Here is a 24,335-nt window from a genome sequence, read left to right on the forward strand (position 1 = left end):
CGGGCGGTGCGTACGGTGGCGTAGAGGGTCCCGGATGCCGTGACCCCGCCCGGCCCCGCGACCCGCGCCCCGGCCCTGTACGAGCCCGGCCCGCCCGCGACCCGACCCGACCGGCCCGATCCGGCCGCCTACCGAAGGAGCACCCGCCGTGGAGCAACTGCCCGCCTCCCCTCCGCTGCTCGCCGTGCTGACGACCACCGACAGCGCCGAGAAGGCGCAGGCACTCGCGCAGGGCGCGGTTGAGGCCAGGCTGGCCGCCTGCGCCCAGGTCTCCGCACCGATGAGATCGGTGTACCGCTGGCAGAACGCGATCGAGAGCGCCGAGGAGTGGCAGGTCCTCTTCAAGACGACCCCGGCCTGCTACGACGCCCTGGAAGCACACCTGACCGCCGTGCACGACTACGACACCCCCGAGATCATCGCGTTCCCGGTGGTGCGGTCGGGCGCCGCGTACGCGGCATGGGTCCGTGCGGAGACGACGGCGCCGTGAACATGCAGCTGCCCTTCTTCGTCTACGGCACCCTGCGGCCGGGCGAGCACAACCACGGCCTGTTCCTCGCGGGCCGGACCGCCGCCGAGGACCCGGCGACACTCGCCGGCGCCCTGCTGTACGACGGACCCGGCTACCCGTATCTGGTGGAGGACGCCGAAGAGGGCGGCCAGGTCACGGGCGCGTCCCTGACCGCGGCACCGGGGGAGTACCCCCGGCTCCTCAAGACGCTGGACCGGCTGGAGGAGTTCGTCGCCCCGGGGCACCCGCGCAATCTCTACGAGCGGGTCGTCCGTGAGGTGACCCTCGTGGACGGCACCGCGACACGCGCCTGGGTGTACGTCGCCGCGGACGGCGTGGCCCGCGGGCTCAGGTCGCACGGGCGGCGCATCGCGGGCGGTGACTGGCGCGGACGGACGCGTACGGCGGGGAGGTGAACCGGACCGCGCCGGCCGAAGCCTGCCCGGGGCCCGGTCGCCCGCCGCCAGTGCGCCGGCCTTCAGCCCGCCGCCGACGCGCCCGCCGCCGGCTCCACACGGACCGCACACACCTTGAACTCGGGCATCCGCGACGTCGGGTCGAGCGCCGGATTCGTCACCGTGTTCACCCGGCCCTCGCCCGGCCAGTGGAACGGCATGAACACCGTGTCCGGCCTGATCCCGTTGGTGATCCGGGCGGGGCCGACCGCTCGTCCGCGCCGCGAGACCACGGCGATCGGATCGCCGTCCGCGGCGCCGATGCGCTCCGCCAGCTGCGGATGCAGCTCGACGAACGGACCCGGCGCGGCGGCGTTCAGCTCGTCGACGCGACGCGTCTGCGCCCCCGACTGGTACTGGGCGACGACCCGCCCGGTGGTCAGCAGCACCGGGTACTCGGCGTCCGGTTCCTCGGCGGCGGGCCGGTGCCCCACGGCCACGAACCGCGCCCGCCCGTCGTCCGTGGCGAACCGGTCGAGGAACAGCCGCGGCGTCCCCGGATGGGCCTCCGCCTCGTGCTGCTCGGGGCAGGGCCAGAACACCCCGTCCTCCTCGGCGATCCGGCGGTACGTGATCCCCGAGTAGTCCGCGGGCCCGCCCGCCGACGCCCGGCGCAGCTCCTCGAAGACCTCCTCCGGGTCGGACGGAAAACCCTTCTCGTGCCCGAGCAGGTCCGCGAGCGCGCCCAGCACCTGGAGGTCGCTGCGGACACCGGGCGGCGCGTCGACCGCGCGGCGGCGCAGCAGCACCCGGCCCTCCAGGTTCGTCGTGGTACCCGTCTCCTCCGCCCACTGCGTCACCGGCAGCACCACGTCGGCGAGCGCGGCGGTCTCCGACAGCACCACGTCCGCGACGGCCAGGAAGTCCAGGGACTTCAGCCGCTCTTCGACATGTGCCGCGCGCGGGGCCGACACCACCGGGTTCGAGCCCATCAGCAGCAGCGACTTCACGTCCTGGCCGAGCGCGTCCAGCAGCTCGTAGGCGCTGCGCCCCGGGCCCGGCAGCGACTCCGGCGCGACGCCCCACACCGCGGCGACATGGGCCCGCGCCGCCGGGTCGTCCAGCTTGCGGTAGCCCGGCAGCTGGTCGGCCTTCTGGCCGTGCTCGCGGCCGCCCTGCCCGTTGCCCTGTCCCGTCAGGCAGCCGTAGCCCGACAGCGGGCGGCCCGCCCGGCCGGTGGCCAGGCACAGGTTGATCCAGGCGCTGACCGTGTCCGTGCCCTTGGACTGCTGCTCGGGCCCGCGCGCGGTGAGCACCATGCCTGTCGGCGCGTCGCAGAACATCCGTACGGCTTCGCGTAGTTGGGGCACGCCCACGCCGGTGATCCGCTCGACCAGCTCCGGCCAGTGGGCCATCGCGGCGGCCCGGGCGTCCGCCCAGCCGCTCGTGCGCTCCTCGACGAACTCCTCGTCCGTCCGCCCCTCGGCCACGACCACGTGCAGCAGCCCGAGCGCCAGCGCCAGATCGGTGCCGGGTCGGGGCGCCAGGTGGAGGTCGGCCTGCTCGGCGGTCTTCGTACGCCGTGGGTCGACGACGATCAGCGTGCCGCCGTTCTCCTTCAGCTCCGTCAGGTACCGCAGCGCGGGCGGCATGGTCTCGGCCAGATTGGAGCCGACGAGGATCACGCACCCCGTCTTCGGGATGTCCTCCAGCGGGAACGGCAGCCCGCGGTCCAGGCCGAACGCCTTGTTGTGCGCCGCGGCGGCCGATGACATGCAGAAGCGGCCGTTGTAGTCGATCTGCGAGGTGCCGAGGACGACCCGGGCGAACTTGCCCAGGGTGTACGCCTTCTCGTTGGTGAGCCCGCCGCCGCCGAAGACGCCCACCGCGTCGGGCCCGTGGACGTCCTTCGTGCGGCGCAGCCCGTCGGCGATCGTACGCAGAGCGTCCTCCCAGGTGGCCGGCTCGAGCCGGCCTGTGGCATGGGATCGGATGAGCGGCTCGGTCAGGCGCACCCGGGAGGAGAGCAGGGCGGGGGAGGTGCGGCCCTTGCCGCACAGCGCCCCCCGGTTCACGGGGAAATCGGGGCGCTCGACCACCTCGACGACCGTCTCGGCCGCGCCGCCTGGGCGCAGGTTCATACCGCACTGCAGGGCGCAGTAGGGACAGTGGGTCGGGATGGTCTCGTCGCGCATGACGCCCAGCGTGGAACATCCGTGTTACGTCGGCGGGCGCATCACATTACAAGCGAGGTACGCCGGGCTCCGCACCCGGTGCGGTCCCCCGTGAGGCGGCCCGCACGCGGCGTCCCCTGTGAGGCGGCAGGCACGCGGCGTGTCGTGTGGTGGGGTCCCCTGTGAGGCGGCAGGCACGCGGCGTGTCGTGTGAGGCGGGCCAGGCGTGGAGGCGGCCCGTGTGGGGTGGCGGGGTCGTTCGACCGAGGCGGCCCTGCTTGGTGGCCGGGAGTGCTCAGCCGCGGCGGCCCAGCATCGCCAGCAGCCGGGACTGGTGGCTGTCGCCCGGTGGCGGCTCGATCGGCGGCGCGAAGAGCCCCGACTCCGCCAGCTGTTCGGCGTACGGGGTGACCTCCTCCAGTGCGAACGCCACAAGTGCGTCGGGCAGCTGCTCGGGCGCGCCGATCGCCCGCGACAGGTCCCAGGCGTGCACCACCGCGTCCGCGGTCATCTGCGCGCAGTACGCGACGGCCGGTGTCTCGCCGTACGACAGGTGGACGGTCCGCTCCAGCGCGCCCTCGGCGGCGAACGCCTTGCGTGCGGCCCGCGCCGCCGCGTCCCACGCGGCCCGCGGCCGTGCGCCGAGCACGTCGCCGTCGTACGCGTCGCCCACGTCGTCGACGGTCGCTCCGTCCGTCACCAGGTCCGGCACCCACAGCTGCTCGGCCGTGAGGTGGTTGACCAGATCGCGTACGGACCAGTCGGTGCACGGGGTCGGGTCGTCCCACTGGTCGGCCCGCACCGCGTGGACCCGGTCGGTGAAGAGGGCGAGTGCCTCGGAGTGCCGGGCGAGGAGCTCTGCCGCGTCGTCTTTCGTCATGCGCTTCACTGTCGCGTGCCGGGGACGCTGATGCGAGCGTGCCGCGACGGGGTGTGTCAGCGGCCGGCCGACTCCAGTGCCTCCCGTACGCCCGGCTCCTTCGCCCCGAGGAACCGCGGGTCGGGCCGCAGCATGGCGTCCAGCGCCCCCTTGCCGGAGGCGAACACCTCCCGGACGCCGCCGTAGTACCACGTGGCGTCGTGCGGCTCGGCGACGCCGACACCGTACGACTCGATCCCGGCGGAACGGCACAGGGCGACGGCCCGCCGGATGTGGAAGCCCTGCGTCACCAGCACCGCACCCTCGACACCGAAGATCTCCTTCGCCCGGACGCAGGAGTCCCAGGTGTCGAAGCCCGCGTAGTCGCTGACGATCCGGCCGTCCGGGACACCGCGCTCCGTCAGGTAGGTGCGCATCGCGTCCGGCTCGTCGTACTCGACGCGGCTGTTGTCGCCGGTGACCAGGACGACCCTGACCTTGCCGGTCCGGTAGAGCTCGGCGGCGGCGTCCAGACGGTGGGCGAGATACGGGGTGGGCCGGCCGTTCCAGAGCCCGGCCCCGAAGACGACGGCGACCTCCTGGGCGGGCACGTCGGCGACGGCACGTACCCGGCTGTCGGCCACGGCGTGCATCCAGGTCGCGGGCGCGAGCGCGAGCACGCATCCGAGCATGACGGCCTGGGCGATGCCGCGCTGAGCGCGACGCGAGATCTTCCTGAATCCCCTCACGGCAGGTCAGACGCGGTCCGTTCGAAAACGGTTCGTCCAGGATGCCGCTGGTTGCCATGATCACGTCCACGACGGACGAAAGGGCGCTGCGAGCGGCCCGCAACAACGCCGAATGGTGCGAGGCCATGTGCCGTGCGCACGGACTTCCGGGCACGTTCGGCGCACACGCGTGGACGAACACCCGCCGTACGCCCCCGCTGTATCCGGACGCGGTGACGCTGACCCCGGAGGCGCCCGCCGCCGACGTCCTGGCCGGTATCGACGCCTCGGCCGTCGGCCCCGGCGCGTCGGTCAAGGACAGCTTCGCCCGCCTCAACCTGGCGGCGGCCGGGTTCGAGGTGCTCTTCGAGGCGCAGTGGCTGTACCGCCCGGCGGGCCTGCCGGCCCCCGCAGCTCCGGAGGGCCTGCCGTGGTCGCCTGTGACGACGCCCGCGGAACTGACCGAGTGGGCGACGGCGTGGGACGGCGGCCAGGGGCTCGCGGGCCTGTTCCGCCCGGAACTGCTCGCGGACCCGACGACCACACTGCTCGCGGCACGCGACCGGGGCGGCCGTGTGACGGCGGGAGCGGTGCTGAGCACCACGGCGGGGGCGGCGGGGATCTCCAACTTCTTCACGCTGGACGATGACCTGGACGCGGCCTGGGCGGGCTGCCTGTCGGCGGTGACGTCGAGCTGTCCCCGGCTCCCGGTGGTCGGCTATGAAGGGGGCGACGACCTGACGGCGGCGCTGCGGTCGGGCTGCGACCCCGCGGGCCCGCTGCGGGTGTGGCTCAGGGCCTGAGCACAGTCGGCCCGCTGCGGGGGCCTGAACACAGCCGGCCCGTCCGCGTTCCAACGGGCCGCACCATCGCCCACCCCGAACGCGCCCAGACCCAGGGACACCCCGACGCGACGCGTACTCGGCCACCCCACCCCCGAACGCGCCCAGCACCCGGCCAGGCACCGCCCCCTGCGCGCGCACGCTCTTACGACACGCCCTGTACCCCCACCGTGAGCCTGGCGAAAACACCTGTCACCCTCACGCAACACGTCGGCAACCTCCAGCGGTCACCATCGATCCATGACGGAGCCGGAACACCTTCGTGAGTCCCTGCCCCTCGACACCGTGCGGTCCGCCGACGCGCCGCACGGCACTGCGCCGGCAGCGCGGCACGACACCGCCCAGTTCGACACCACCGCTCAGCTGCTGACGCGCATAACCGCTCAGCTCGGCACCCAGCTGAGTCACGTCCGACTGAACGGAAACCGCAGCGCATGCCCCCGACCCACCATCGGCCGTCCCTCGTCGCCGTAGCCCACGGCAGCCGCGACCCGCGCGCCCTGAGCACCGTCCTCGCCCTCCTGGAGCGCGTCCGTGAGCTCCGGCCCGGTCTCGACGTCCGCCTCGGACACATCGAATTGAACGAGCCGCTGCTCACCGAGACCCTCACCGGGCTGAACGGCGCGCCCGCCGTGCTCGTGCCGCTGCTGCTGAGCCGCGGCTACCACGTCAAGCACGACCTGCCGCAGGCCGCGGCGGCCGCGCCCGGCGGCGAGCACATCCGCATCGCGCGCCCCCTCGGCCCGCACCCCCTGCTGGTCGAGGCCCTGTGCTCCAGGCTGGCCGAGGCCGGCTGGCACGAGGAGGACGGCACCAGCCGCAGTGCGGGCGTCGTGCTCGCGTCCGCGGGGTCGCGGGACCCGGAGTCCGCCGAGGACACCCGCCGCATGGCGCAGCTGCTCGGCGAACGCCTCGGCGGCGTGCCCGTCGTCGCCGCGTACGCCTCCGCGCTCGCGCCCACCGTTCCCGACGCCGTCCGCGCGCTGACCTCCCGCGGTCGGCACCGGATCGCCGTCGCCTCCTACTTCGCCGCCCCCGGGCTCTTCGCCACCCGCAGCGCCGCCGCCGCACCCTGGATCGCCGCCGATCCCCTCGGCACCCACCCGGCCCTCGCCCGCCTGCTGCTCCACCGTTACGAGGAGGCACGGACCCGCCCGTACGCCGTGCGACGCCACGAACTCTCCGCGGCCTGAACAGCTCCCCGTACGCCCTGCCGCCCCGTGGCTCTCCGCGGCCTGGACCACCGACGGGCGGTCCGCGGTCTGAACAAGGACCACGGCGCGGACGGTTCCGCGGCCTGACCACGGCGCGGACGGTTCCGCGGCCTGAACCACCGCGCCGGGCGGTCCGCGGCCCTCCCTGGTCCCCACGGTCGGCCCCGCCGGTTACCTTCGGTGCATGGATGGCACTGGCACCACCGGCACCGACGGCACCACCTGGCCGCCCGACCCCCAGGCACCCGGACCGCACACGTCCGCCCCCGGATCCCGCGTCCCGGAGACCTACGCCCTGGACCCCTCCGCCCCCGACGGCTACGACACCACGGACGCCCACCGCTTCGCGCCCGAGCCCGACAAGCGGCCTGGCCGTACGGCCTTCCAGCGCGACCGCGCCCGCGTCCTGCACGCGTCCGCGCTGCGCCGCCTCGCCGGCAAGACGCAAGTGGTCACCCCGGGCACCCGCAGCCACGCATGGGACGCCAGCCCCCGCACCCGGCTGACGCACTCGCTGGAGTGCGCGCAGATCGGGCGCGAGCTCGGTGCGGCGCTCGGCTGCGACCCGGATCTCGTCGAGGCGGCCTGCCTCGCCCACGACCTGGGCCACCCCCCGTTCGGCCACAACGGCGAGCAGGCGCTCAACGAATTCGCCGAGGACTGCGGCGGCTTCGAGGGCAACGCCCAGTCGCTGCGGCTGCTCACCCGTATCGAGCCAAAGCGGTTCGTCAGCGTCCCCGGCCAGGACGAGCCGGTCAGCGTGGGGCTCAACCTCACCAGGGCCGCGCTGGACGCCGCCACCAAGTACCCCTGGCCGCGTGGCGGTCATCCCACCGACCCGGCCTCGGGCAAGTTCGGGGTGTACGAGGACGACCTGCCGGTCTTCGCCTGGGTCCGCCGCGGCGCACCGGCGGACCGCAAGTGCTTCGAGGCGCAGGTCATGGACTGGTCCGACGACGTGGCGTACTCGGTGCACGACTTCGAGGACGGGCTGCACGCCGGGCACATCGACCCCAACTGCCTGCTGTCCCCGACCGAGCGGGACGGGATCTGGGCCGTCGCCGTAGGACGGTACGTACCGAAGGACACCGATGCCGAGGAGTTGTCCGAGGCTCTGGACCGGCTGATCGACGCGCCTTGGTGGCCGCACCACTACGACGGCTCGGCGGTCGCCCAGGCCCGGCTCAAGGACGCCACCAGCCAGCTCATCGGCCGGTTCGCGCTCGCCGCCGAGGGCGCCACCCGCCACGCGTTCGGCAGCGGCAGGCTCACCCGCTACGAGGCCGAGCTGGTCGTCCCGCGTCCCACGCGCAACGAGTGCGCGGTCCTCAAGGCCGTCGCCGACCGCTACGTCATGCAGCGCGCCGAGCAGGAGGCGCTCCGCGCCGACCAGCGCATCGTGCTGGCCGAGCTGGCCGATGCGCTCACTGTTCGCGCGCCGGAGGGGCTGGAGCCGCAGTTCCGGGCGCTGTTCGAGGACGCACCGGACGAGCGGGCCCGCAAGCGCGTGATCGTCGACCAGATCGCCTCGCTCACCGACGCGTCCGCCCGCACCCTGCACGCCCGGCTGCTCCTGCGCCGCTGACTCCCCGCGTCCGCTGCGCCGGGTACGGTGATCGTTTGGCGTTTCGTCCGGTTTGGCATGCCCGAGGGTCACTCCCTCTTCCGTCACCAGGCTCCGTGCGGGACGCTCGCTGAAGGCCCAGGGGCGAAGGACAAGCGGCGCAGAGACAAACAGTGCAGGGACTTGCAGGGACTCAAGGAGGCATCACGTGGTCGACGCACATCGGACATTCGTCATCGTCGGCGGTGGACTCGCCGGGGCCAAGGCCGCCGAGACCCTCCGCGCAGAAGGATTCACCGGACGAGTGATCCTCGTCGGCGACGAACGCGACCACCCCTACGAGCGTCCACCCCTGTCCAAGGGCTTCCTGACGGGCAAGGAGGAACGCGACAGCGTCTTCGTCCACGAGACGGGCTGGTACGCCCAGGCGGACATCGAGCTGCACCTCGGCCAGACGGTCGTCTCCATCGACCGCGCGGCCCGGTCCGTCCGCCTCGGCGAGGGCACCGTCGTCCACTACGACAAGCTGCTGCTCGCCACCGGCGCCGAACCGCGCCGCCTCGACATCCCCGGCACCGACCTCGCCGGGGTCCACCACCTGCGCCGCCTCGCCCACGCCGACCGGTTGCGCGGCGTCCTCGCGGCACTCGGCCGCGACAACGGCCACCTCCTCATCGCCGGCGCGGGATGGATCGGCCTGGAGGTCGCCGCCGCCGCCCGCGGATACGGTGCCGAGGTGACCGTCGTCGAACCGGAAGCCACCCCCCTCCACCAGGTCATCGGACCCGAGCTCGGCCAAGTCTTCGCCGAGCTGCACCGCGAGCGCGGCGTCCGCTTCCACTTCGGCGCCCGTCTGACGGAGATCACCGGCCAGGACGGCATGGTGCTCGCCGTCCGTACCGACGACGGCGAGGAGCACCCCGCCCACGAGGTCCTGGCCGCGATCGGCGCCGCCCCGCGCACGGGATTGGCCGAGGCGGCGGGCCTGGCTCTCGCCGACCGCGCGCACGGCGGCGGCATCGCCGTCGACGCGAGCCTGCGCACCTCGGATCCCGACATCTACGCTGCGGGCGACGTCGCGGCGGCCCAGCACCCGCTGATCGGCGCCCGCCTGCGCGTCGAGCACTGGGCGAACGCGCTGAACGGCGGCCCGGCCGCCGCGCGTGCCATGCTCGGCCAGGCCGTGACCTACGACCGCGTCCCCTACTTCTTTTCCGACCAGTACGACCTGGGCATGGAGTACTCGGGCTGGGCGCCCCCGGGGTCGTACGACCAGGTGGTGCTGCGTGGCGACGTCGGCAGGCGCGAGTTCATCGCGTTCTGGCTGAGCGGCGGCCGGGTGCTCGCAGGGATGAACGTCAATGTGTGGGACGTCACCGAGTCCGTCCAGCAGCTGATCCGTTCCCGGGCGCAGGTGGACGTCCAGGCGCTGGGCGACCCGAGTGTCCCGCTCGCGGAGCTGCACGGCTGAGGAGCGTGTCCGCGCACCACCGTAGAATCCACGCGTGGCCGGCAGGATCAACGATGACGACGTGAAGGCGGTACGGGACGCGGTCCCGATCGACGCCGTCGTGTCCGAGTACCTCCAGCTGCGCAACGCGGGCGGCGGCAACCTCAAGGGCCTGTGTCCCTTCCACGACGAGAAGTCACCCTCATTCCAGGTCAGCCCCAGCAAGGGCCTGTTTTACTGCTTCGGCTGCCAGGAGGGCGGCGACACCCTCGACTTCGTGATGAAGATCGACCATCTCTCCTTCTCGGAGACGGTCGAGCGCCTCGCCGCACAGGCGGGCATCACCCTGCGCTACGAGGAGGGCGGGTACAACCCCACCCACCAGCGAGGGGAGCGCATCCGCCTGGTCGAGGCCCACAAGATCGCCGCCGAGTTCTACGTGGAGCAGCTCGACGGGCCCGAGGCGGAGATCGGCCGCAAGTTCCTCGCCGGGCGCGGCTTCGACCAGGCGGCCGCCCAGCACTTCGGCGTCGGCTACAGCCCGGCCGGCTGGGACCACCTCACCCGCTACCTGCGCGGCAAGGGCTTCAGCGACAAGGAGCTCCTCCTCTCCGGACTCTCCCAGGACGGCCGCCGCGGCCCCATCGACCGCTTCCGCGGCCGACTGATGTGGCCCATCCGCGACATCACCGGCGAGGTCGTGGGCTTCGGCGCCCGCAAGCTGCGCGACGACGACAACGGCCCGAAGTATCTGAACACCCCCGAGACCGCGATCTACAAGAAGTCGCACGTCCTGTACGGCATCGACCTCGCCAAGAAGGAGATCGCGCGCACCAGCAGTGCCGTCGTCGTCGAGGGCTACACGGACGTGATGGCGTGCCACCTCGCGGGCGTCACCACCGCCATCGCGACCTGTGGCACGGCGTTCGGCGGCGACCACATCAAGATCCTGCGCCGGCTGCTGATGGACAACGCCACCGCCGAGGTGATCTTCACCTTCGACGGCGACGCGGCCGGGCAGAAGGCGGCGCTGCGGGCCTTCGAGGATGACCAGAAGTTCGCCGCCGAGACGTCCATCGCGATCACCCCCGGCGGTATGGACCCGTGCGAGCTGAGGCTCGCCGAGGGTGACGCGGCGGTGCAGAAGCTGGTCGAATCCCGCACTCCGCTCTTCGAGTTCGCGATCCGGCAGATGGTGGCCCGGCACAATCTGGAGACGCCGGCGGGCCGCGCCGCCGCCCTCGACGAGGCCGCGCCCGTCGTCGCCGCCATCAAGAACGTCGCGATCCAGCACGAGTCGGCTGTCCAGCTCGCCGGCATCCTCGGCATCCTCGACACCCAGTTCGTCGTCAAGCGGGTGGCGCAGCTGGCCCGTTGGGCCCGCGAGCGCGGCCCGGAGCGCGGCGGTCGCGGCCCGGAGAGGCCCGGCTCCTCGCGGTCGCACCAGCAGGTCCCGGCGCCGGCCGTCACGGCGTCCGGGCCCGCGCTCAACCTGCGCAGCCCCGCCCACCGCACCGAGCGCGAACTGCTCAAGCTCGCCCTCCAGTACCCCGCCCTGGTCTCGCCCGCCTTCGACGCGTACGGCATCGACGAGTTCACCGCCCCGCCGTACGCGGCGGTCCGACAGACCATCGAGGAGGCGGGCGGCGCCGAGCAGGGCGCCGAGGACACCTCCGGCTACCTCGCCCGCGTCCGTGAAGCCGCGCCGAACGACACGGTGCGCGCCCTGGTCACCGAGCTCGCGGTGGAGGCGATCCACGCGCGCACGGTCGACGAGGTCTACGCGGGCGTCCAGCTGGTCCAGGTCCGCCTGCGCGCCGTGGACCGCCGCATCCGCGACGTCCAGGGCACCCTGGCCCGTCTCGGCCCGAACGCCGACCCGGAGCAGCACGCAGCGGTGGCGAACGAACTGTGGGTGCTCCAGCAGTACGGCCAGTCCCTGCGCAACCAGGGTGCGGCGGCGCTGTAGCGCACCGCTCGCCCCGGCTCAGCGGGACGCGAGGGCGGCCGCGAGGGCGGCCGCGAGGGCGGCGAGCGATCGCTCCTCGTCCCCGGCCGGAAGGCCGTACAGGAGCCGGTGGCCTCAGCCCCAGCAGCACCGGTGTACGGCTCGATTCCGCCTGATCGGACGGTTGGAAGGGATGGCGATGATTCTGGAGCTGCTACCGGAGGTGGGAGTTGCCACGCTCAGGCTCGGCATGTCCGCCGACGAGGCGGTCGGGGCCGTGCGCGAACTGGGCTTCATCCCGTCCGACCCGGACTACGGCGACGCGCCTGGACAGGTGCTCTGCGAGCACGCGGAGTCCGAGACGGAGTTCACTCTCGGCTTCACCAAGGGCGCGCTGACCGACATCCATGTCTACCGGTTCCGAATCGAGGACGCGGACGTGACGGTCGGCCTCGACGGGCTCGACGTCTTCCGTACTCCCAGCGACGAGTTGCTGGAGCGCCTTGAGGAACGGGGCCACAGGGTCGAGCAGAACGGCGACGGCGTGGACACCCTTCCCGACCTCAAGGTGATCCTGTCGAACGAGAGCAGCTTCGAATACCCGATGGACGAGGAGGGGGACCCGGTGTACTTCGACTACGCCCTCGTCACCTCGGTGGGTTTCCGGGGGCCGCGCGGGGACTGACCCTGGCGGCCGTCGACCGAGCCGGTCGCCCTCGGTCGAGGACGACCACGAACGTCGTTCCCGCGCCCACCGTGCTCTCCACGTCCACCGTCCCGCCGTGGCGGACGTCGTCGTACTCGGGCCGGTCGGTCTCCCGCACCGGCCGATCCCGTCAGACCACCACACATGAGGGCATCCGAGTAATCGTCCGGTCACACCGGGTCTCAAAAAGTCACCGCACGCCCCTCGTGGCAGAGATGTGTCGTACCCCACACTGGGGGCGGTGCCTGAGCCCTCGGAGCTGCCACACGCCCCCCGACCGGCAGCGATCACCCTGGAGGTCGCCCCCGTGCAGACCCGGACCCTGACCGAGACCGACGCCGTCGTGGCCGTCGCCGCGGCCGCAGTCGAGCAGGTGCCCGTGCAGGGCCGGCCCGCAGGCCACCCCGAGGCGGTACCGGGCACCATGCCGCGGACGGTGTCCGAAGACGCCGCCGAGGAGCTCGAACCGCCCGTACTGCCGCGGACGGTGTCCGAAGACGCCGCCGAGGAGCTCGAACCGCCCGTACTGCCGCGGCCCGTGGCCCGCGCCGCCGAGGCATCGGGCCCGTCCTCCGACCTGTTCCGCCAGTACCTGCGCGAGATCGGCCGCATCCCACTGCTCACCGCGGTCGAGGAGGTCGAGCTGGCTCGACGCGTGGAGGCCGGCCTCTTCGCCGAGGAGAAGCTGGCGAACACCCCCGACCCGGACTCGCAACTGGCCGTCGACCTGGACCGGTTGGTGGTCATGGGCCGGGTCGCCAAACGCCGTCTGATCGAGGCCAATCTCCGCCTCGTCGTCTCGGTGGCCAAGCGTTACGTGGGCCGCGGGCTGACCATGCTCGACCTCGTCCAGGAAGGGAACCTGGGCCTGATCAGGGCGGTCGAGAAGTTCGACTACGCGCGCGGCTACAAGTTCTCGACGTACGCGACCTGGTGGATCCGTCAGGCCATGTCCCGCGCACTCGCCGACCAGGCCCGCACGATCCGCGTGCCCGTCCACGTCGTGGAGCTGATCAACCGCGTGGTCCGCGTCCAGCGCCGGATGCTCCAGGAACGAGGCTACGAACCCACGCCCCACGAGGTCGCCGCCGAGCTCGACCTGCTACCCGAGCGGGTGGGCGAGGTGCTGCGGCTCGCCCAGGAACCGGTGTCGCTGCACGCTCCGGTGGGGGAGGAGGACGACGTCGCCCTCGGCGACCTCATCGAGGACGGCGACGCCGCGTCCCCGGTGGAGTCGGCGGCTTTCCTGCTCCTGCGCGAGCACCTGGAGGCGGTGCTCTCCACCCTGGGCGAACGCGAACGCAAGGTGGTGCAACTGCGCTACGGCCTGGCCGACGGCCGCCCCCGCACACTGGAGGAGATCGGCCGTCTCTTCGGCGTGACCCGTGAACGCATCCGCCAGATCGAGTCGAAGACCCTCAACAAGCTCCGCGACCACGCGTTCGCGGACCAACTCCGCGGCTACCTGGACTGACGCCTCGCCCGCGCCTCAGCGCCCCGCGGGGCCCTCACTCCACCTCCACCACCGCCTGCGCGAACTGCGCCGCGTACAGCCGCGCATAGGCCCCGTCCGACGCCAGCAGCTCCTCGTGCGTGCCCTGTTCCACGATGGAGCCGTCCTCCATCACCAGGATCACGTCCGCGTCCCGGATCGTGGAGAGCCGGTGGGCGATGACGAAGCTCGTGCGGCCGTGGGCCAGCCGTGCCATCGCCTTCTGGATCAGGACCTCCGTACGCGTGTCGACCGAGCTCGTCGCCTCGTCCAGCACCAGGATCACCGGATCCGACAGGAACGCCCGTGCGATGGTGATCAACTGCTTCTCGCCGGCGCTGACGCCCGAGCCCTCGTCGTCGATCACCGTGTCGTAGCCGTCGGGCAGTGTGCGGATGAACCGGTCCGCGTGCGCGGCCCGCGCGGCATTCTCGATCTCCTCGCGGGTCACCTCGCGGGACGCGCCGTACGCGATGTTCTCCGCGATCGTGCCGCCGAACAGCCAGGTGTCCTGGAGCACCATCCCGATGCCCGACCGCAGGTCCTGCCGGGACATCTTGGCGATGTCGACCCCGTCGAGGGAGATCCGCCCGCCGGTCACCTCGTAGAACCGCATCAGCAGATTGACCAGCGTGGTCTTGCCCGCGCCCGTCGGGCCCACGATCGCGACCGTGTGACCCGGTTCGACGGCGAGCGACAGGTTCTCGATCAGCGGCTTCTCCGGGTCGTAGCGGAACGACACCTTCTCCAGTGACACCCGGCCCTCGGCCCGCTCGGGCCGCTCGACGGAGGGCCCGTCCGGCTCCTGCTCCTCGGCGTCCAGTAGCTCGAAGATCCGTTCGGCGGACGCGACACCCGACTGCACCAGGTTCGCCATCGAGGCGACCTGCGTCAGCGGCATCGAGAACTGGCGGGAGTACTGGATGAAGGCCTGTACATCACCGATGGACAGGGAGCCGGAGGCGACCCGCAGGCCGCCGACGACGGCGACCAGCACGTAGTTCAGATTGGAGACGAAGAGCATCAGCGGCTGCATCATCCCGCTGTTGAACTGAGCCCTGAACCCGGCCTCGTACAGCGCCTCGTTCTGCTCGGCGAAGCCCTGCGCCGACTCCTTCTGGCGGCCGAAGACCTTCACCAGCGCATGACCGCTGTACATCTCCTCGACATGCGCGTTCAGCGCGCCCGTCGACTTCCACTGGGCGACGAAGTGCGGCTGAGACCGCTTGCCGACCCGCGTCGCCACGAACACCGACACCGGCACGGTGACGAGCGCGACCAACGCCAGCAGCGGCGAGATCCAGAACATCATCGCCAGCACGCCGACGATGGTGAGCAGCGAGTTGATCAGCTGGCCCATCGACTGCTGGAGGGTCTGCGAGATGTTGTCGATGTCGTTGGTGGCGCGGCTGAGCACCTCGCCGCGCTTGGCCTTGTCGAAGTACGACAGGGGCAGCCGCGACAGCTTCGCCTGCACGTCCTCGCGCATCCGGTACACGGTCCGGTTGATCACCTTGATCGACAGCCGTGTCGACACCAGCATCAGCAGGCCCGCCGCCACGTACACGACGAGGGCCACCAGCAGCACGTTGCCCACGGCGGTGAAGTCGATGCCCTCCCCCGGGGTGAAGTCCGCTCCGGAGAGCATGTCGGCGAGCCCGTCGTCGCCCTTCGCCCGCAGCCCCTCGACGGCCTGCTCCTTGGTGGTGCCCTCGGCCATCTCCCGCCCGACGACGCCGGCGAAGACGAGGTCGGTCGCTATTCCGAGGATCTTGGGCCCGATCACGTTCAGCGCGACGCTCAGCACACCGGCCGCCAGCATCCACCACAGCACGGCCCGCTCGGGCGCCAGCTGCCGCAGCAGCCGCTTGCCCGAGCCCTTGAAGTCCATCGACCGCTCGGCGGGACTCTGGCCCGCCATCATCCGTGCAGCAGGTCCCCCGCTCATGCGGCCTCCGCCTCCGTCAGCTGCGAGAGCACGATCTCTCGGTACGTCTCATTGCCCTGCATCAACTCGTGGTGGCTGCCCGCCCCCACGACCCGCCCCTCGTCCAGCACCACGATCCGGTCCGCGTCACGGATCGTCGACACCCGCTGTGCGACGATCACGACCGTCGACTCGGCGGTCTCGCGCGCCAGCGCCGCCCGCAGTGCCGCGTCCGTCGCGTAGTCCAGCGCGGAGAACGAGTCGTCGAAGAGGTAGATCTCCGGACGCTGCACCAGGGTCCGCGCGATCGCGAGCCGCTGGCGCTGGCCGCCGGAGACGTTCGTCCCGCCCTGGGCGACGGGAGCGTTCAGACCGCCCTCGAGTCCGCGCACGAAGTCGGCCGCCTGCGCCACCTCCAGCGCCTGCCACAGCTCGTCGTCGGTCGCCTCCGGATTTCCGTAGCGCAGGTTGGTCGCCACGGTGCCGGAGAAGAGGTACGGCCGCTGCGGCACGAGCCCGACCGTGCGGGCCATCAGCTCCTGGTCCAGCTCCCGCACGTCCACGCCGTCGACGAGCACCTCGCCGCCCGTCGCGTCGAACAGCCGCGGCACCAGCCCCAGCAGCGTCGACTTGCCGCTGCCGGTCGACCCGATGATCGCGGTGGTCTCGCCCGGCCGCGCCACCAGATCGATGCCGCGCAGCACCGGCTCCTCCGCGCCGGGGTAGCAGAAGTCGACGCCGCGCACCTCCAGGTGACCGCGGGCGCGCAGCTCGCGCACGGGCGCGCTCGGCGGAACGACGCTGGAGTCGGTGTCCAGCACCTCCTGGATGCGCTCGGCGCACACCTCCGCACGCGGAACCATCATGAACATGAAGGTGGCCATCATCACGGCCATCACGATCTGCATCAGATACGCGAGGAAGGCGGTCAGGGCGCCGATCTGGATGGCCCCGCTGTCGATGCGGTGCGCGCCGAACCAGACGACCGCGATGGACGACACGTTCACGACGGTCATCACGGTGGGGAACATCAGCGCCATCAGCCGGCCGGTGGACATCGACACGTCCGTCAGCTCGTCGTTCGCCCCGCGGAAGCGCTCCTTCTCGTACGTGTCCCGGACGAAGGCGCGGATCACGCGGTTGCCCGTGATCTGCTCGCGCAGCACCCGGTTCACGGTGTCCAGCCGCTCCTGCATGGTGCGGAACAGGGGCCGCATCGTCTTGACGATCAGCGACACGGCGATGCCGAGCACCGGCACGACCGCCAGCAGCACCCCCGACAGCGGCACGTCCTGGCCGAGCGCCATCACGATGCCGCCGACGCACATGATCGGCGCCGACACCATCAGCGTGAACGCCATCAGCACCAGCATCTGGACCTGCTGCACATCGTTCGTCGTGCGCGTGATCAACGACGGCGCACCGAAGTGGCCGACCTCGCGGGCGGAGAAGCTCTGCACCCGCGCGAACACGTCGGCCCGCACATCCCGCCCGAGTGCGGCGGCGGTGCGCGCGCCGTGGAAGACGGCCCCGATGTTGCAGAGCACCTGGACCACACTGATGCCGATCATCAGCGCGCCGACGGTCAGGATGTGACCGGTGTCGCCTGTGACGACACCGTTGTCGATGATGTCGGCGTTCAGGGTCGGCAGATAGAGGGTGGAGCTGGTCTGCAGCAGTTGCAGCACCACCAGCAGGGCGATCGGTTTCTTGTACGGACTCAGGTAGGTCCGCAGCAGTCTCATCAGCACGTGCGGTCTCTCGGGCTCGGCAAGATCGGGGGTCACCTCATCTTCCGGCACCCCGTCGCCGAAACCCCAAGGGTTTTCCCCAAGCGCGAGTCAAAAGCAGATTGTCATACCGACAGGTCGAACGCCCCCGGGTGGATCTGGTCGCGCGTCGCCCCGTACTGCTGGCGCACCGCCTTGCCCACCGCGGCCTCCTCGCCCGGCTCGAAGACCTGCGCGGCGGCGCCCTGCCAGGCCGGCGGAGCCTGTGGGGACAGCATTCCCCGCGCGACGCCCAGCGCCCACGCCGCCTGCCGGGCCGCGCCCAGGGCGGCGTAGTCCGCCGGCTGCGGCACGACGACCTGCGCCCCGAAGACGGTGGGCGCGATGGCCTGGACGGCGGGCAGTTCGGCGGCCGCCCCGAGCAGGAACACCCGGCGCACCTCGACCCCGCGCCCCCGCAGCACGTCCATCGCGTCGGCCAGGGAGCAGAGCATGCCCTCGAACGAGGCTCGTGCCAGGTGCTCGGGCTTCATGGACTCACGCCGCAGACCGGTCAACGTACCCGCCGTGTGCGGCAGTTGAGGGGTTCGCTCGCCCTCCAGATACGGCAGCAGCACCAGCCCGGACGAGCCCGGCGTCGACTTCATGGCGAGCGCCGACAGCTCGGCCAGGTCGGCCGCGCCCAGCAGGTCGGCGGTGCCGCGCAGTGCCCGTACGGCATTGAGGGTGTGCACGACCGGCAGGTGCATCCCGGTCGCGTCGGCGAACGAGGTGATCATGCCGGTCGGATCGGCCAACGCCTCGTGGTGCACCGCCATCACGGAACCGGAGGCCCCCAGCGACACCACCGCGTCGCCCGTGCCGACCCCGAGCCCGAAGGCGGCCGCCATGATCTCCCCGGTGCCCGCCGAGATCAGCAGCCCCTCCGGCGTGGTCCCCGCGGCGTCGGCCGGTCCCAGCACGTCGGGCAGCGCGCACGGATGCCCGAGCGCCAGCTCGACGAGATCGGGGCGGTACGCGCCGGTGCCGGCCGACCAGTAGCCGGTGCCGGAGGCGCCGCCGCGGTCGGTGGTCCGGCGGGCCGGCCGCCCGAGCAGCTGCCACACCAGCCAGTCGTGCGGCTGCAGCACGGCCGCCACCCGCTGCGCGGCCTCCGGCTCGGTGCGGGCCAGCCAGCGCAGCTTCGCCACGGGCTGGGCAGCCTGGGGGACCGATCCGACGGCCTCGGCCCAGGCCTGCCGCCCGCCGAGCGCATCGATCAGATCGGCGGCCGCGACCTGGGCGCGCTTGTCGTTGCCGAGCAGCGCGGGCCGCACCGGGCCACCCTGTGCGTCGAGCGTGATCAGGCCGTGCTGCTGTGCGGAGACGCCGATGGCCTGCACACCCTCCAGCAGCCCGCCTCCGGCCGCTTCGCCGAGCGAGAGCAGCCACACCTGAGGATCGACCTCGGCGGCTTTGGGCTCGACGGGATGCGGCGCGTACCCCTGGCGCAGCACGGCGCCTGTGTCCGCGTCGCAGACGACGATGCGTGTGAACGCGGACGAGCTGTCCAATCCGGCGACTATCCCCATGTCCGGAATTCTGCCGTACGCGCGGAGCGGTCTGGTCATGCGTCGCTGCTTCGATGTCGGAGTGGCCGCCGCCGGTTCACCGGCGGCGGCGCGCGTCAGGTGTTGCTCGTTCCCCATTCGTCCTCGCTGCCGGAGCCCCGCTCCCGCAGCGCGCGCACCCGCCCCGCGACCGATTCGGGCACCCGGTCGCCGACCTTGTCGCTCACGGCGTGGAATGCCCTGCCCGCCGCCTCGCGTCCGTTGTGGGCGGCCGACTCCGCGGCGTTGCGCACCGCCGGGTTCTGCGAGATCTGCCGCGCGGACCTCATGAGCTGCTCGTAGCGCTCGCGCCCGGCCCGTGTGCCGAGCACATAGCCGATGGCCAGTCCCACGACGAACGTGAGCTTGTACCGCATGGGTGTCACCTTCCGTTGCGTCGGTGCTGCCCGCCTACCCTCCCGGGTCCGAGATCACGCGGCACCGAACCGATTGGCGGAGCACCCCCCTGCTTGCGCTAATGTATGTGTCGCAGCGAGCGCGCGCCTTCCGGGAGCACCCCGGTCAGGTGTACTCGGTGCACACGCAGCAATCCCCTGTAGCTCAATTGGCAGAGCAGCCGGCTGTTAACCGGCAGGTTACTGGTTCGAGTCCAGTCGGGGGAGCGCGATCCCCTGTAGCTCAATTGGCAGAGCATTCGGCTGTTAACCGGAGGGTTGCTGGTTCGAGTCCAGCCGGGGGAGCAGATCCGGAAGAGGGCCCAGAGGTGGGTCCTTTTTCGCGTTCAGAGCCTCTTCCGTGTGCTCTGCGCGACATCCGGAACCGGTCCGCACCCAGCGAAGTCCTCTTGGTCGAGCGTTGCCGACCATCCGAAGCAGGAGATCGTATGACCGGCTATGCTGCGGCAGACGGCGCGCACAAATGTGCGCGACGCGCCGTTAGGGGCGGTAGCTCAGCCGGTTAGAGCAGCGGACTCATAATCCGTCGGCCGTGGGTTCGAGTCCCACCCGCCCCACTCGGGCACACGTTCGAAGAACGGTTCCTACCAGCGCACGGAGCGCTCCCACTGGTCAGTCCAGTAGGGGCGCTCAGTCGCTTTCGGCGGCCTGCGTGAGCGGTGCGTGAGCGGCTGTGTCAGACGGCAATGGACGGCGAGCGCGCGGCACGATGCTCTCAGCGTTCCTCGCTACCTCCTGATCGACCTGAGGGAGGAGACTGGTGTACGTGTCGGACGCTAGCTGAATCGTCCCGTGCCGCAGCGTCTCCTTGATCGCGTGTAGGTCACCACCACCCGCATGGATCAAAGTTGCGGCGACGTGGCGCAGATCGCGAAGATTGATCGGCGGCAGCTCCGCCTCCCGGCACAGCCGTCGGAACACGTCCGAGACCTTCTCCGGGTGTAGCCAGCCGCCGTCCTCGTCGACGAACACCTTCCCGGTGTCCTGCCAGGGAAGGCCGCTGTCGAGGCGGGTCTGACGCTCGGCCTGCTGCCGGGCGCGGTGCCCGGCCAGGACTTGCAGCGTCGCCGGCCCCAGCGCGATCGTCGCCGCGCTGCCCTCCGTCTTCGGGTCGCTCTCCACCGGCGTCCACCCGTCTTGGATGATCGTTTTAGAGACCGTCAGCTGGGCCTTGGCGAAGTTGATACCGGACCAGTCCTGCCCGACAGCCTCGCCGCGGCGCAGGCCCCGGAAGGCGATCAGATGGAACAGGGCGTACAGGCGGTCGGTCTCAGCGTGGTCGAGGAACTCGCCGACCTGAACCGGCGTCCACACCATGACCCCTGACGGCTTCTCGCCGATCTGCCGCCACCGCTCCACATGCTCCGGCGTCCACAGCACGGCCTTTGGACGCTTACCTGAGGCGAGCTCTACGTGCGCGGCCGGGTTGAACGTCAGTAGCTGCTGAGAGATCGCCGCGTTGAGAGCGGATCGCAGCGTCGCCCGGATCCGCTGCTGGGTCGCCGGGCCGGTGATCCGCCGGTACGGGGGGAGTGCGTCCAGCTTTGCGCGTTCCGCGGCCAGCCGTGCCGTCTCGGACGCTGGCGGCCGGGACGGCTTTCCCCACGTCGCACGCGCCTGCTGCTCGCGCCGCTGCTGGTTCTCCGCCTCGATCGTCTCGTTCGCCGTGTCGATGGCGTCGAAGAACTCCACCAGGTGGCCGACGTTGAGACGGTCGAGCAGGATGTGCCCGATGCCCGGCTTGAGGTGCACGCGGATATGGGAGCTGTACCCGTTGAGCGTGCTCTTCTTCCGCTTCTTCGACTCCCACCACTCGTCCAGCCAATCGCCGACGGTCAGCTTCGAGGTGAGCGGCTGGCCGGCGCGGAACCGGCGGCGTGTCTCAGCGAGGTCGGGCAACGGGGCGCTCTTGTTCTTGCTGACCGACTCGAGCAGGTCGCCTATCTTCGTCTGCGCTTCCTGGTCGTCACCGGGGGCGAGGTCGAGCAGGGCTCGTACCTTGTCGAGTGCCGCCTGTGCGTCCTTGGCCGTGGCGTAGCCGGAGCGGGAGAATGAGCGTCGGCTGTCGTCCTCACGGGGCGGGAGCTCCTGCCGTACCGCCCACACGCCATGCCGACGGCTCGACAGCTGCGGGCACGTCTTGCCCAGCACCTTGCCGTCATCGCCGCGGCAGTAACACCGGCGGTACGTAGAACCCTTCATCGAGCCTCCCGCGGTGCTGGACTAATCCTCCCGGCCGGGGATCTCGCCGCCGAGACGTTCCAGTTCATCCTTGTAATTCTGCAGCTTGTCCATCATCTCCTTCTTTCGTTTCGGGTCCTTCTCCAATTCGATGTCGGCTTGGATCATGCTGTCCTTGATCCACCACTCCAGCTCCAAGCGCCGCTCCGCGTGCGGCTCCGTTCTCGCGGGTGTCCGTGCTGCAGCCCGAGCGGCTTCGTTCGCCGCCGATTCGGCAGGGGGCAGGAACTTCTTCCGCCGCGCGGCGGCAACCCACTTGGCCGCCGTGGAGTGCGGCGCTTTGAAGTGATTCGCCACATCACGCGTCGGAGGCATGTCCATGTTCTCGGCGTAGCGGTAGACCTGCGCCACTTCCCGCAGGAACTCGTCCGTCATCTTTACTCGCTTGCGCTTCGGCGATGGCGCGCCGCGGGCTTCGGCATACGCCTCGGCTGCATGAGACTGCAGCTTGTCCAACCACTCCAGAGCCACCTCGGGCCTACGGCTACGGATACCACTCGGCCCTTCGTCGTAAGCGGTTGGATCCGTGTCCGGCCGGCCCTCCTCTTCCGTGAACTCGGCGAGGTACTGCGTGATGTAGTGGATGCCCAGCCGCTTCCACTTGCTGGGGCCGATCACCTTGCGAACGCGCTCATAGACCTCCGGCAGGTCGAAGTAGATGGAAGTGGCATGAGCCATGTCCACCTCGCCCTCGAAGACCTGGAAGTCCAGAAAGAGGACGGTCGGGCCGGCGTTCACCCACGGCCGCCCGGAGCGGTCGATCGCCCATGCGTCCTCCGTGCCGATGACCAAGTGGAAGAACTCTGGCAGTAGAACTCGCCCCACCTGCACCAGTTTGGGCAGGTCAGGGGCGGTATCTCGCGCAAACCATGGGTAGGCCGCGTATCGCCAGCCCGCCGGCGGGATCAGGTAGTCGTCCATGGCGTCATCGTGCCGGGATAGGCAAGCCTTTGGCAACCCAGCGGCAAGTTAATGGCTAAGTATAGACCCTAGCCACTTGTGTGAAAGGAAAGGGTCTGTCAGGATTGTGGCATGGCCCAGAATCACATCCTGCGCCTCGCACAGGTGCGCGCTGCCGTTGCTAACGGTGAAGCTAAGCGCCTCCGGGAGGCCGCACAGCTCTCCATTGGAGAGGTAGCCGAGGCTTGTGGGGTAGACCAGTCAACTGTCTGGCGATGGGAACGGGGTACCCGCAAGCCACACGGGGAGAAGGCGCTCCGGTACGGAGACCTCATCAACTCGCTGCGTCTTCAGATGCGGGAGGCGGCATGACAATCCCACTCACCGTTGCGGAGATCCTCGATCAGCCCGCTCTCGTCCCGCTGTGGCCGACCGTCGGGCGTGCCCTCGGCCTCGCCGAGTCCACCACCTACCAGCTGGCCGCAGAAGGCCGGCTTCCAATCGAGTGCATCCGCCTCGGGCGCCGACGGGTAGTGCGAACCGTCGACCTGCACCGATTCCTCGGGCTCCTGCCCGGAAACGACGACAGCGCCGGGTACCAGCCGGCGCCGCCTGTCGAGCGCATCAGTACATCCACCTGCAAGTAGATCGGAAAGCGCTCATGACCAAGGTACAGCTCGAAGCCGGGGCGTCAACGGTGACGCCCGCCACTAGCGATCAGAGCACCGCCCCGAACTGGGTGGCCGCCTTCCACGCCAACGACCTCCTCAAGACCTACGACCAGGCCGAGGCCATAGCCAAGGACACCGGCACCCTCGCCGCCAGCCGCCTCACCGACGAGCAGCACCTCGCCCTCGACAAGGCCCACGCCGACTTCTGGGGCGTCGGCCCCAACGCCGACTACGCCAACCAGCTCATGCACACCGCGATTTTTTACCTCGGCGCCGCCGTCAAGGCCAGCCCGGACCCCGCCCAGGCGCTCCGCGCCCTGCACACCGCACTCGGCATGACGGAGGGCTGAACCATGGCGACCAACACCCCGGACGTGAACGCCGCCTGGCAGGCGCTCATCACGCAGCACGACCTCGTCATCCACGAGTGGGACATGGCCGGCGTCGACGACAACCTCCGCGCCAGCTACATGGCCCACATGTTCGTCACCAACGACGACCGCAACATCATCGTCGTCCCCGTCGGCCAGGACCCGCGCGAACGCCTCGTCGCCGTCGCCAAGCTCGTCGAGCACCTGGAGAAGGCGGCATGACGAACGCGACGCCTCAGCCCGACAGCACGTTCCCGTACCCGCGGGTCCAGCACGTGGCCGTCATCGACCTGAGCGGCGACTACTACGGATCCCGCTCCGTCCTCGATGACCTGCACGAGCAGGCCCGGTACATCCCCGACGGGGCACACATCCGGATCCTCCTCGGCGAGAGCGCCGCCACCGAAGCCGCTCTCTTCCTCGAGCAGGGGATCGCCCAGCGGTTCGCGCACGCGGCCAGCATCGACGTCGAGCTGCCGGGCGGCAGCAGGTGGGGTCGTTTCGCCGCGCAGAACGTGGACCGCCACGTGCGCGAGGCCCGGGCCGCTCACGCCCAGTTCACGGCGCAGCTGCGGAACACCGCATAGACGTCCGGGCGGGCGCACTG

24 protein-coding genes and 3 tRNA genes are annotated in these 24,335 nt (G+C 71.0%); 18 read left to right on the forward strand and 9 right to left on the reverse strand.

All coding sequences use genetic code 11. From position 1 onward, the window contains the following. Positions 1–157: 157 nt before the first annotated feature. Both cutA and ACH5AF_RS02440 read left to right on the forward strand, forming a co-directional pair. Positions 158–490, forward strand: a complete 333-nt coding sequence (gene cutA, locus ACH5AF_RS02435) for a divalent-cation tolerance protein CutA (protein WP_398899776.1) — start codon at positions 158–160, stop codon at positions 488–490. Positions 491–492: 2 nt separating this feature from the next. Then, entirely contained in the window at positions 493–927 is a 435-nt protein-coding gene (locus ACH5AF_RS02440) for a gamma-glutamylcyclotransferase family protein (RefSeq protein WP_398899777.1), read from the forward strand. A 62-nt stretch (positions 928–989) separates the two neighbouring features. Here the strand turns inward: ACH5AF_RS02440 and ACH5AF_RS02445 are convergent, their stop codons facing one another. From ACH5AF_RS02445 to ACH5AF_RS02455, 3 genes are all read right to left on the reverse strand, one after another. Further along, a complete protein-coding gene (locus tag ACH5AF_RS02445) occupies positions 990–3,101 on the reverse strand; it encodes a molybdopterin oxidoreductase family protein (RefSeq protein WP_398899461.1) in 2,112 nt (703 codons plus the stop codon). A gap of 274 nt (positions 3,102–3,375) precedes the next feature. Next, a complete protein-coding gene (locus ACH5AF_RS02450; protein ID WP_398899463.1) occupies positions 3,376–3,960 on the reverse strand; it encodes a TIGR03086 family metal-binding protein in 585 nt (194 codons plus the stop codon). Positions 3,961–4,016: 56 nt separating this feature from the next. Further along, a complete protein-coding gene (locus tag ACH5AF_RS02455; protein WP_398899778.1) occupies positions 4,017–4,631 on the reverse strand; it encodes a vancomycin high temperature exclusion protein in 615 nt (204 codons plus the stop codon). A 113-nt stretch (positions 4,632–4,744) separates the two neighbouring features. On the opposite strand from ACH5AF_RS02455, the gene ACH5AF_RS02460 reads away from it, so the two are divergent. From ACH5AF_RS02460 to ACH5AF_RS02495, 8 genes are all read left to right on the forward strand, one after another. Next, positions 4,745–5,470, forward strand: coding sequence for a hypothetical protein (locus ACH5AF_RS02460; RefSeq protein ID WP_398899464.1), 726 nt, complete (start codon positions 4,745–4,747; stop codon positions 5,468–5,470). 279 nt (positions 5,471–5,749) lie between these two features. Then, entirely contained in the window at positions 5,750–5,983 is a 234-nt protein-coding gene (locus tag ACH5AF_RS02465; protein ID WP_398899465.1) for a hypothetical protein, read from the forward strand. After that, the gene (locus tag ACH5AF_RS02470) at positions 5,944–6,702 is read left to right on the forward strand and encodes a sirohydrochlorin chelatase (RefSeq protein WP_398899466.1); all 759 of its coding nucleotides are present in this window, start codon (positions 5,944–5,946) and stop codon (positions 6,700–6,702) included. Before ACH5AF_RS02465 ends, ACH5AF_RS02470 begins: the two co-directional genes overlap by 40 nt. Before the next feature lie 205 nt (positions 6,703–6,907). Next, a complete protein-coding gene (locus tag ACH5AF_RS02475) occupies positions 6,908–8,308 on the forward strand; it encodes a deoxyguanosinetriphosphate triphosphohydrolase (protein ID WP_398899467.1) in 1,401 nt (466 codons plus the stop codon). 187 nt (positions 8,309–8,495) lie between these two features. After that, positions 8,496–9,758 (forward strand): NAD(P)/FAD-dependent oxidoreductase, encoded by a 1,263-nt coding sequence (locus ACH5AF_RS02480; protein WP_398899469.1) that lies wholly within the window; start codon positions 8,496–8,498, stop codon positions 9,756–9,758. 34 nt (positions 9,759–9,792) lie between these two features. Then, a complete protein-coding gene (dnaG, locus tag ACH5AF_RS02485; RefSeq protein WP_398899470.1) occupies positions 9,793–11,706 on the forward strand; it encodes a DNA primase in 1,914 nt (637 codons plus the stop codon). 172 nt (positions 11,707–11,878) lie between these two features. After that, the gene (locus ACH5AF_RS02490; protein ID WP_398899472.1) at positions 11,879–12,370 is read left to right on the forward strand and encodes a hypothetical protein; all 492 of its coding nucleotides are present in this window, start codon (positions 11,879–11,881) and stop codon (positions 12,368–12,370) included. A 238-nt stretch (positions 12,371–12,608) separates the two neighbouring features. Beyond that, positions 12,609–13,865: an RNA polymerase sigma factor gene (locus ACH5AF_RS02495; RefSeq protein ID WP_398899473.1), complete on the forward strand. Its 1,257-nt coding sequence runs from the start codon at positions 12,609–12,611 to the stop codon at positions 13,863–13,865. A 34-nt stretch (positions 13,866–13,899) separates the two neighbouring features. Here ACH5AF_RS02495 and ACH5AF_RS02500 read toward each other — a convergent pair whose 3' ends face one another. The 4 genes from ACH5AF_RS02500 to ACH5AF_RS02515 all read right to left on the reverse strand — a co-directional run bounded on the left by ACH5AF_RS02500 (position 13,900) and on the right by ACH5AF_RS02515 (position 19,506). Next, positions 13,900–15,831 carry an ABC transporter ATP-binding protein gene (locus tag ACH5AF_RS02500; RefSeq protein WP_398899475.1) on the reverse strand — a complete coding sequence of 644 codons (1,932 nt, stop codon included), beginning with the start codon at positions 15,829–15,831 and terminating at the stop codon, positions 13,900–13,902. Beyond that, complete coding sequence (locus tag ACH5AF_RS02505) at positions 15,828–17,561, reverse strand: ABC transporter ATP-binding protein (protein WP_398899779.1); 1,734 nt, start codon at positions 17,559–17,561, stop codon at positions 15,828–15,830. The genes ACH5AF_RS02500 and ACH5AF_RS02505 overlap by 4 nt, the downstream gene beginning before the upstream one ends. Before the next feature lie 104 nt (positions 17,562–17,665). After that, positions 17,666–19,111 (reverse strand): FGGY family carbohydrate kinase, encoded by a 1,446-nt coding sequence (locus ACH5AF_RS02510; RefSeq protein ID WP_398899780.1) that lies wholly within the window; start codon positions 19,109–19,111, stop codon positions 17,666–17,668. A gap of 95 nt (positions 19,112–19,206) precedes the next feature. Beyond that, positions 19,207–19,506, reverse strand: coding sequence for a YtxH domain-containing protein (locus ACH5AF_RS02515; protein ID WP_398899476.1), 300 nt, complete (start codon positions 19,504–19,506; stop codon positions 19,207–19,209). Positions 19,507–19,679: 173 nt separating this feature from the next. On the opposite strand from ACH5AF_RS02515, the gene ACH5AF_RS02520 reads away from it, so the two are divergent. The 3 genes from ACH5AF_RS02520 to ACH5AF_RS02530 all read left to right on the forward strand — a co-directional run bounded on the left by ACH5AF_RS02520 (position 19,680) and on the right by ACH5AF_RS02530 (position 20,102). Continuing rightward, positions 19,680–19,752 (forward strand) — tRNA-Asn (locus ACH5AF_RS02520). A gap of 5 nt (positions 19,753–19,757) precedes the next feature. Beyond that, a tRNA-Asn gene (locus ACH5AF_RS02525) sits at positions 19,758–19,830 on the forward strand. A 198-nt stretch (positions 19,831–20,028) separates the two neighbouring features. Next, a tRNA-Ile gene (locus tag ACH5AF_RS02530) sits at positions 20,029–20,102 on the forward strand. A gap of 73 nt (positions 20,103–20,175) precedes the next feature. Here the strand turns inward: ACH5AF_RS02530 and xerC are convergent. Together xerC and ACH5AF_RS02540 are read right to left on the reverse strand one after the other, a co-directional pair. Further along, the gene (gene xerC / locus ACH5AF_RS02535) at positions 20,176–21,747 is read right to left on the reverse strand and encodes a tyrosine recombinase XerC (RefSeq protein WP_398899477.1); all 1,572 of its coding nucleotides are present in this window, start codon (positions 21,745–21,747) and stop codon (positions 20,176–20,178) included. A 21-nt stretch (positions 21,748–21,768) separates the two neighbouring features. After that, a complete protein-coding gene (locus tag ACH5AF_RS02540) occupies positions 21,769–22,707 on the reverse strand; it encodes a hypothetical protein (protein ID WP_398899478.1) in 939 nt (312 codons plus the stop codon). Positions 22,708–22,818: 111 nt separating this feature from the next. Between ACH5AF_RS02540 and ACH5AF_RS02545 the strand changes: the two genes are divergently transcribed. The 5 genes from ACH5AF_RS02545 to ACH5AF_RS02565 are packed head-to-tail and all read left to right on the forward strand — an operon-like array spanning position 22,819 to position 24,315. Then, positions 22,819–23,058 (forward strand): helix-turn-helix domain-containing protein, encoded by a 240-nt coding sequence (locus ACH5AF_RS02545; RefSeq protein WP_398899479.1) that lies wholly within the window; start codon positions 22,819–22,821, stop codon positions 23,056–23,058. After that, positions 23,055–23,333: a helix-turn-helix domain-containing protein gene (locus ACH5AF_RS02550; RefSeq protein ID WP_398899480.1), complete on the forward strand. Its 279-nt coding sequence runs from the start codon at positions 23,055–23,057 to the stop codon at positions 23,331–23,333. The genes ACH5AF_RS02545 and ACH5AF_RS02550 overlap by 4 nt, the downstream gene beginning before the upstream one ends. A gap of 14 nt (positions 23,334–23,347) precedes the next feature. Beyond that, positions 23,348–23,707, forward strand: a complete 360-nt coding sequence (locus ACH5AF_RS02555; protein WP_398899483.1) for a hypothetical protein — start codon at positions 23,348–23,350, stop codon at positions 23,705–23,707. A 3-nt stretch (positions 23,708–23,710) separates the two neighbouring features. Then, positions 23,711–23,950, forward strand: a complete 240-nt coding sequence (locus tag ACH5AF_RS02560; RefSeq protein ID WP_398899484.1) for a hypothetical protein — start codon at positions 23,711–23,713, stop codon at positions 23,948–23,950. Further along, positions 23,947–24,315, forward strand: a complete 369-nt coding sequence (locus tag ACH5AF_RS02565) for a hypothetical protein (RefSeq protein ID WP_398899485.1) — start codon at positions 23,947–23,949, stop codon at positions 24,313–24,315. Before ACH5AF_RS02560 ends, ACH5AF_RS02565 begins: the two co-directional genes overlap by 4 nt. Positions 24,316–24,335: the final 20 nt, after the last annotated feature.

The organism is Streptomyces sp. NPDC018833 (assembly GCF_044390825.1).
Classification (GTDB): Bacteria; Actinomycetota; Actinomycetes; order Streptomycetales; family Streptomycetaceae; genus Streptomyces.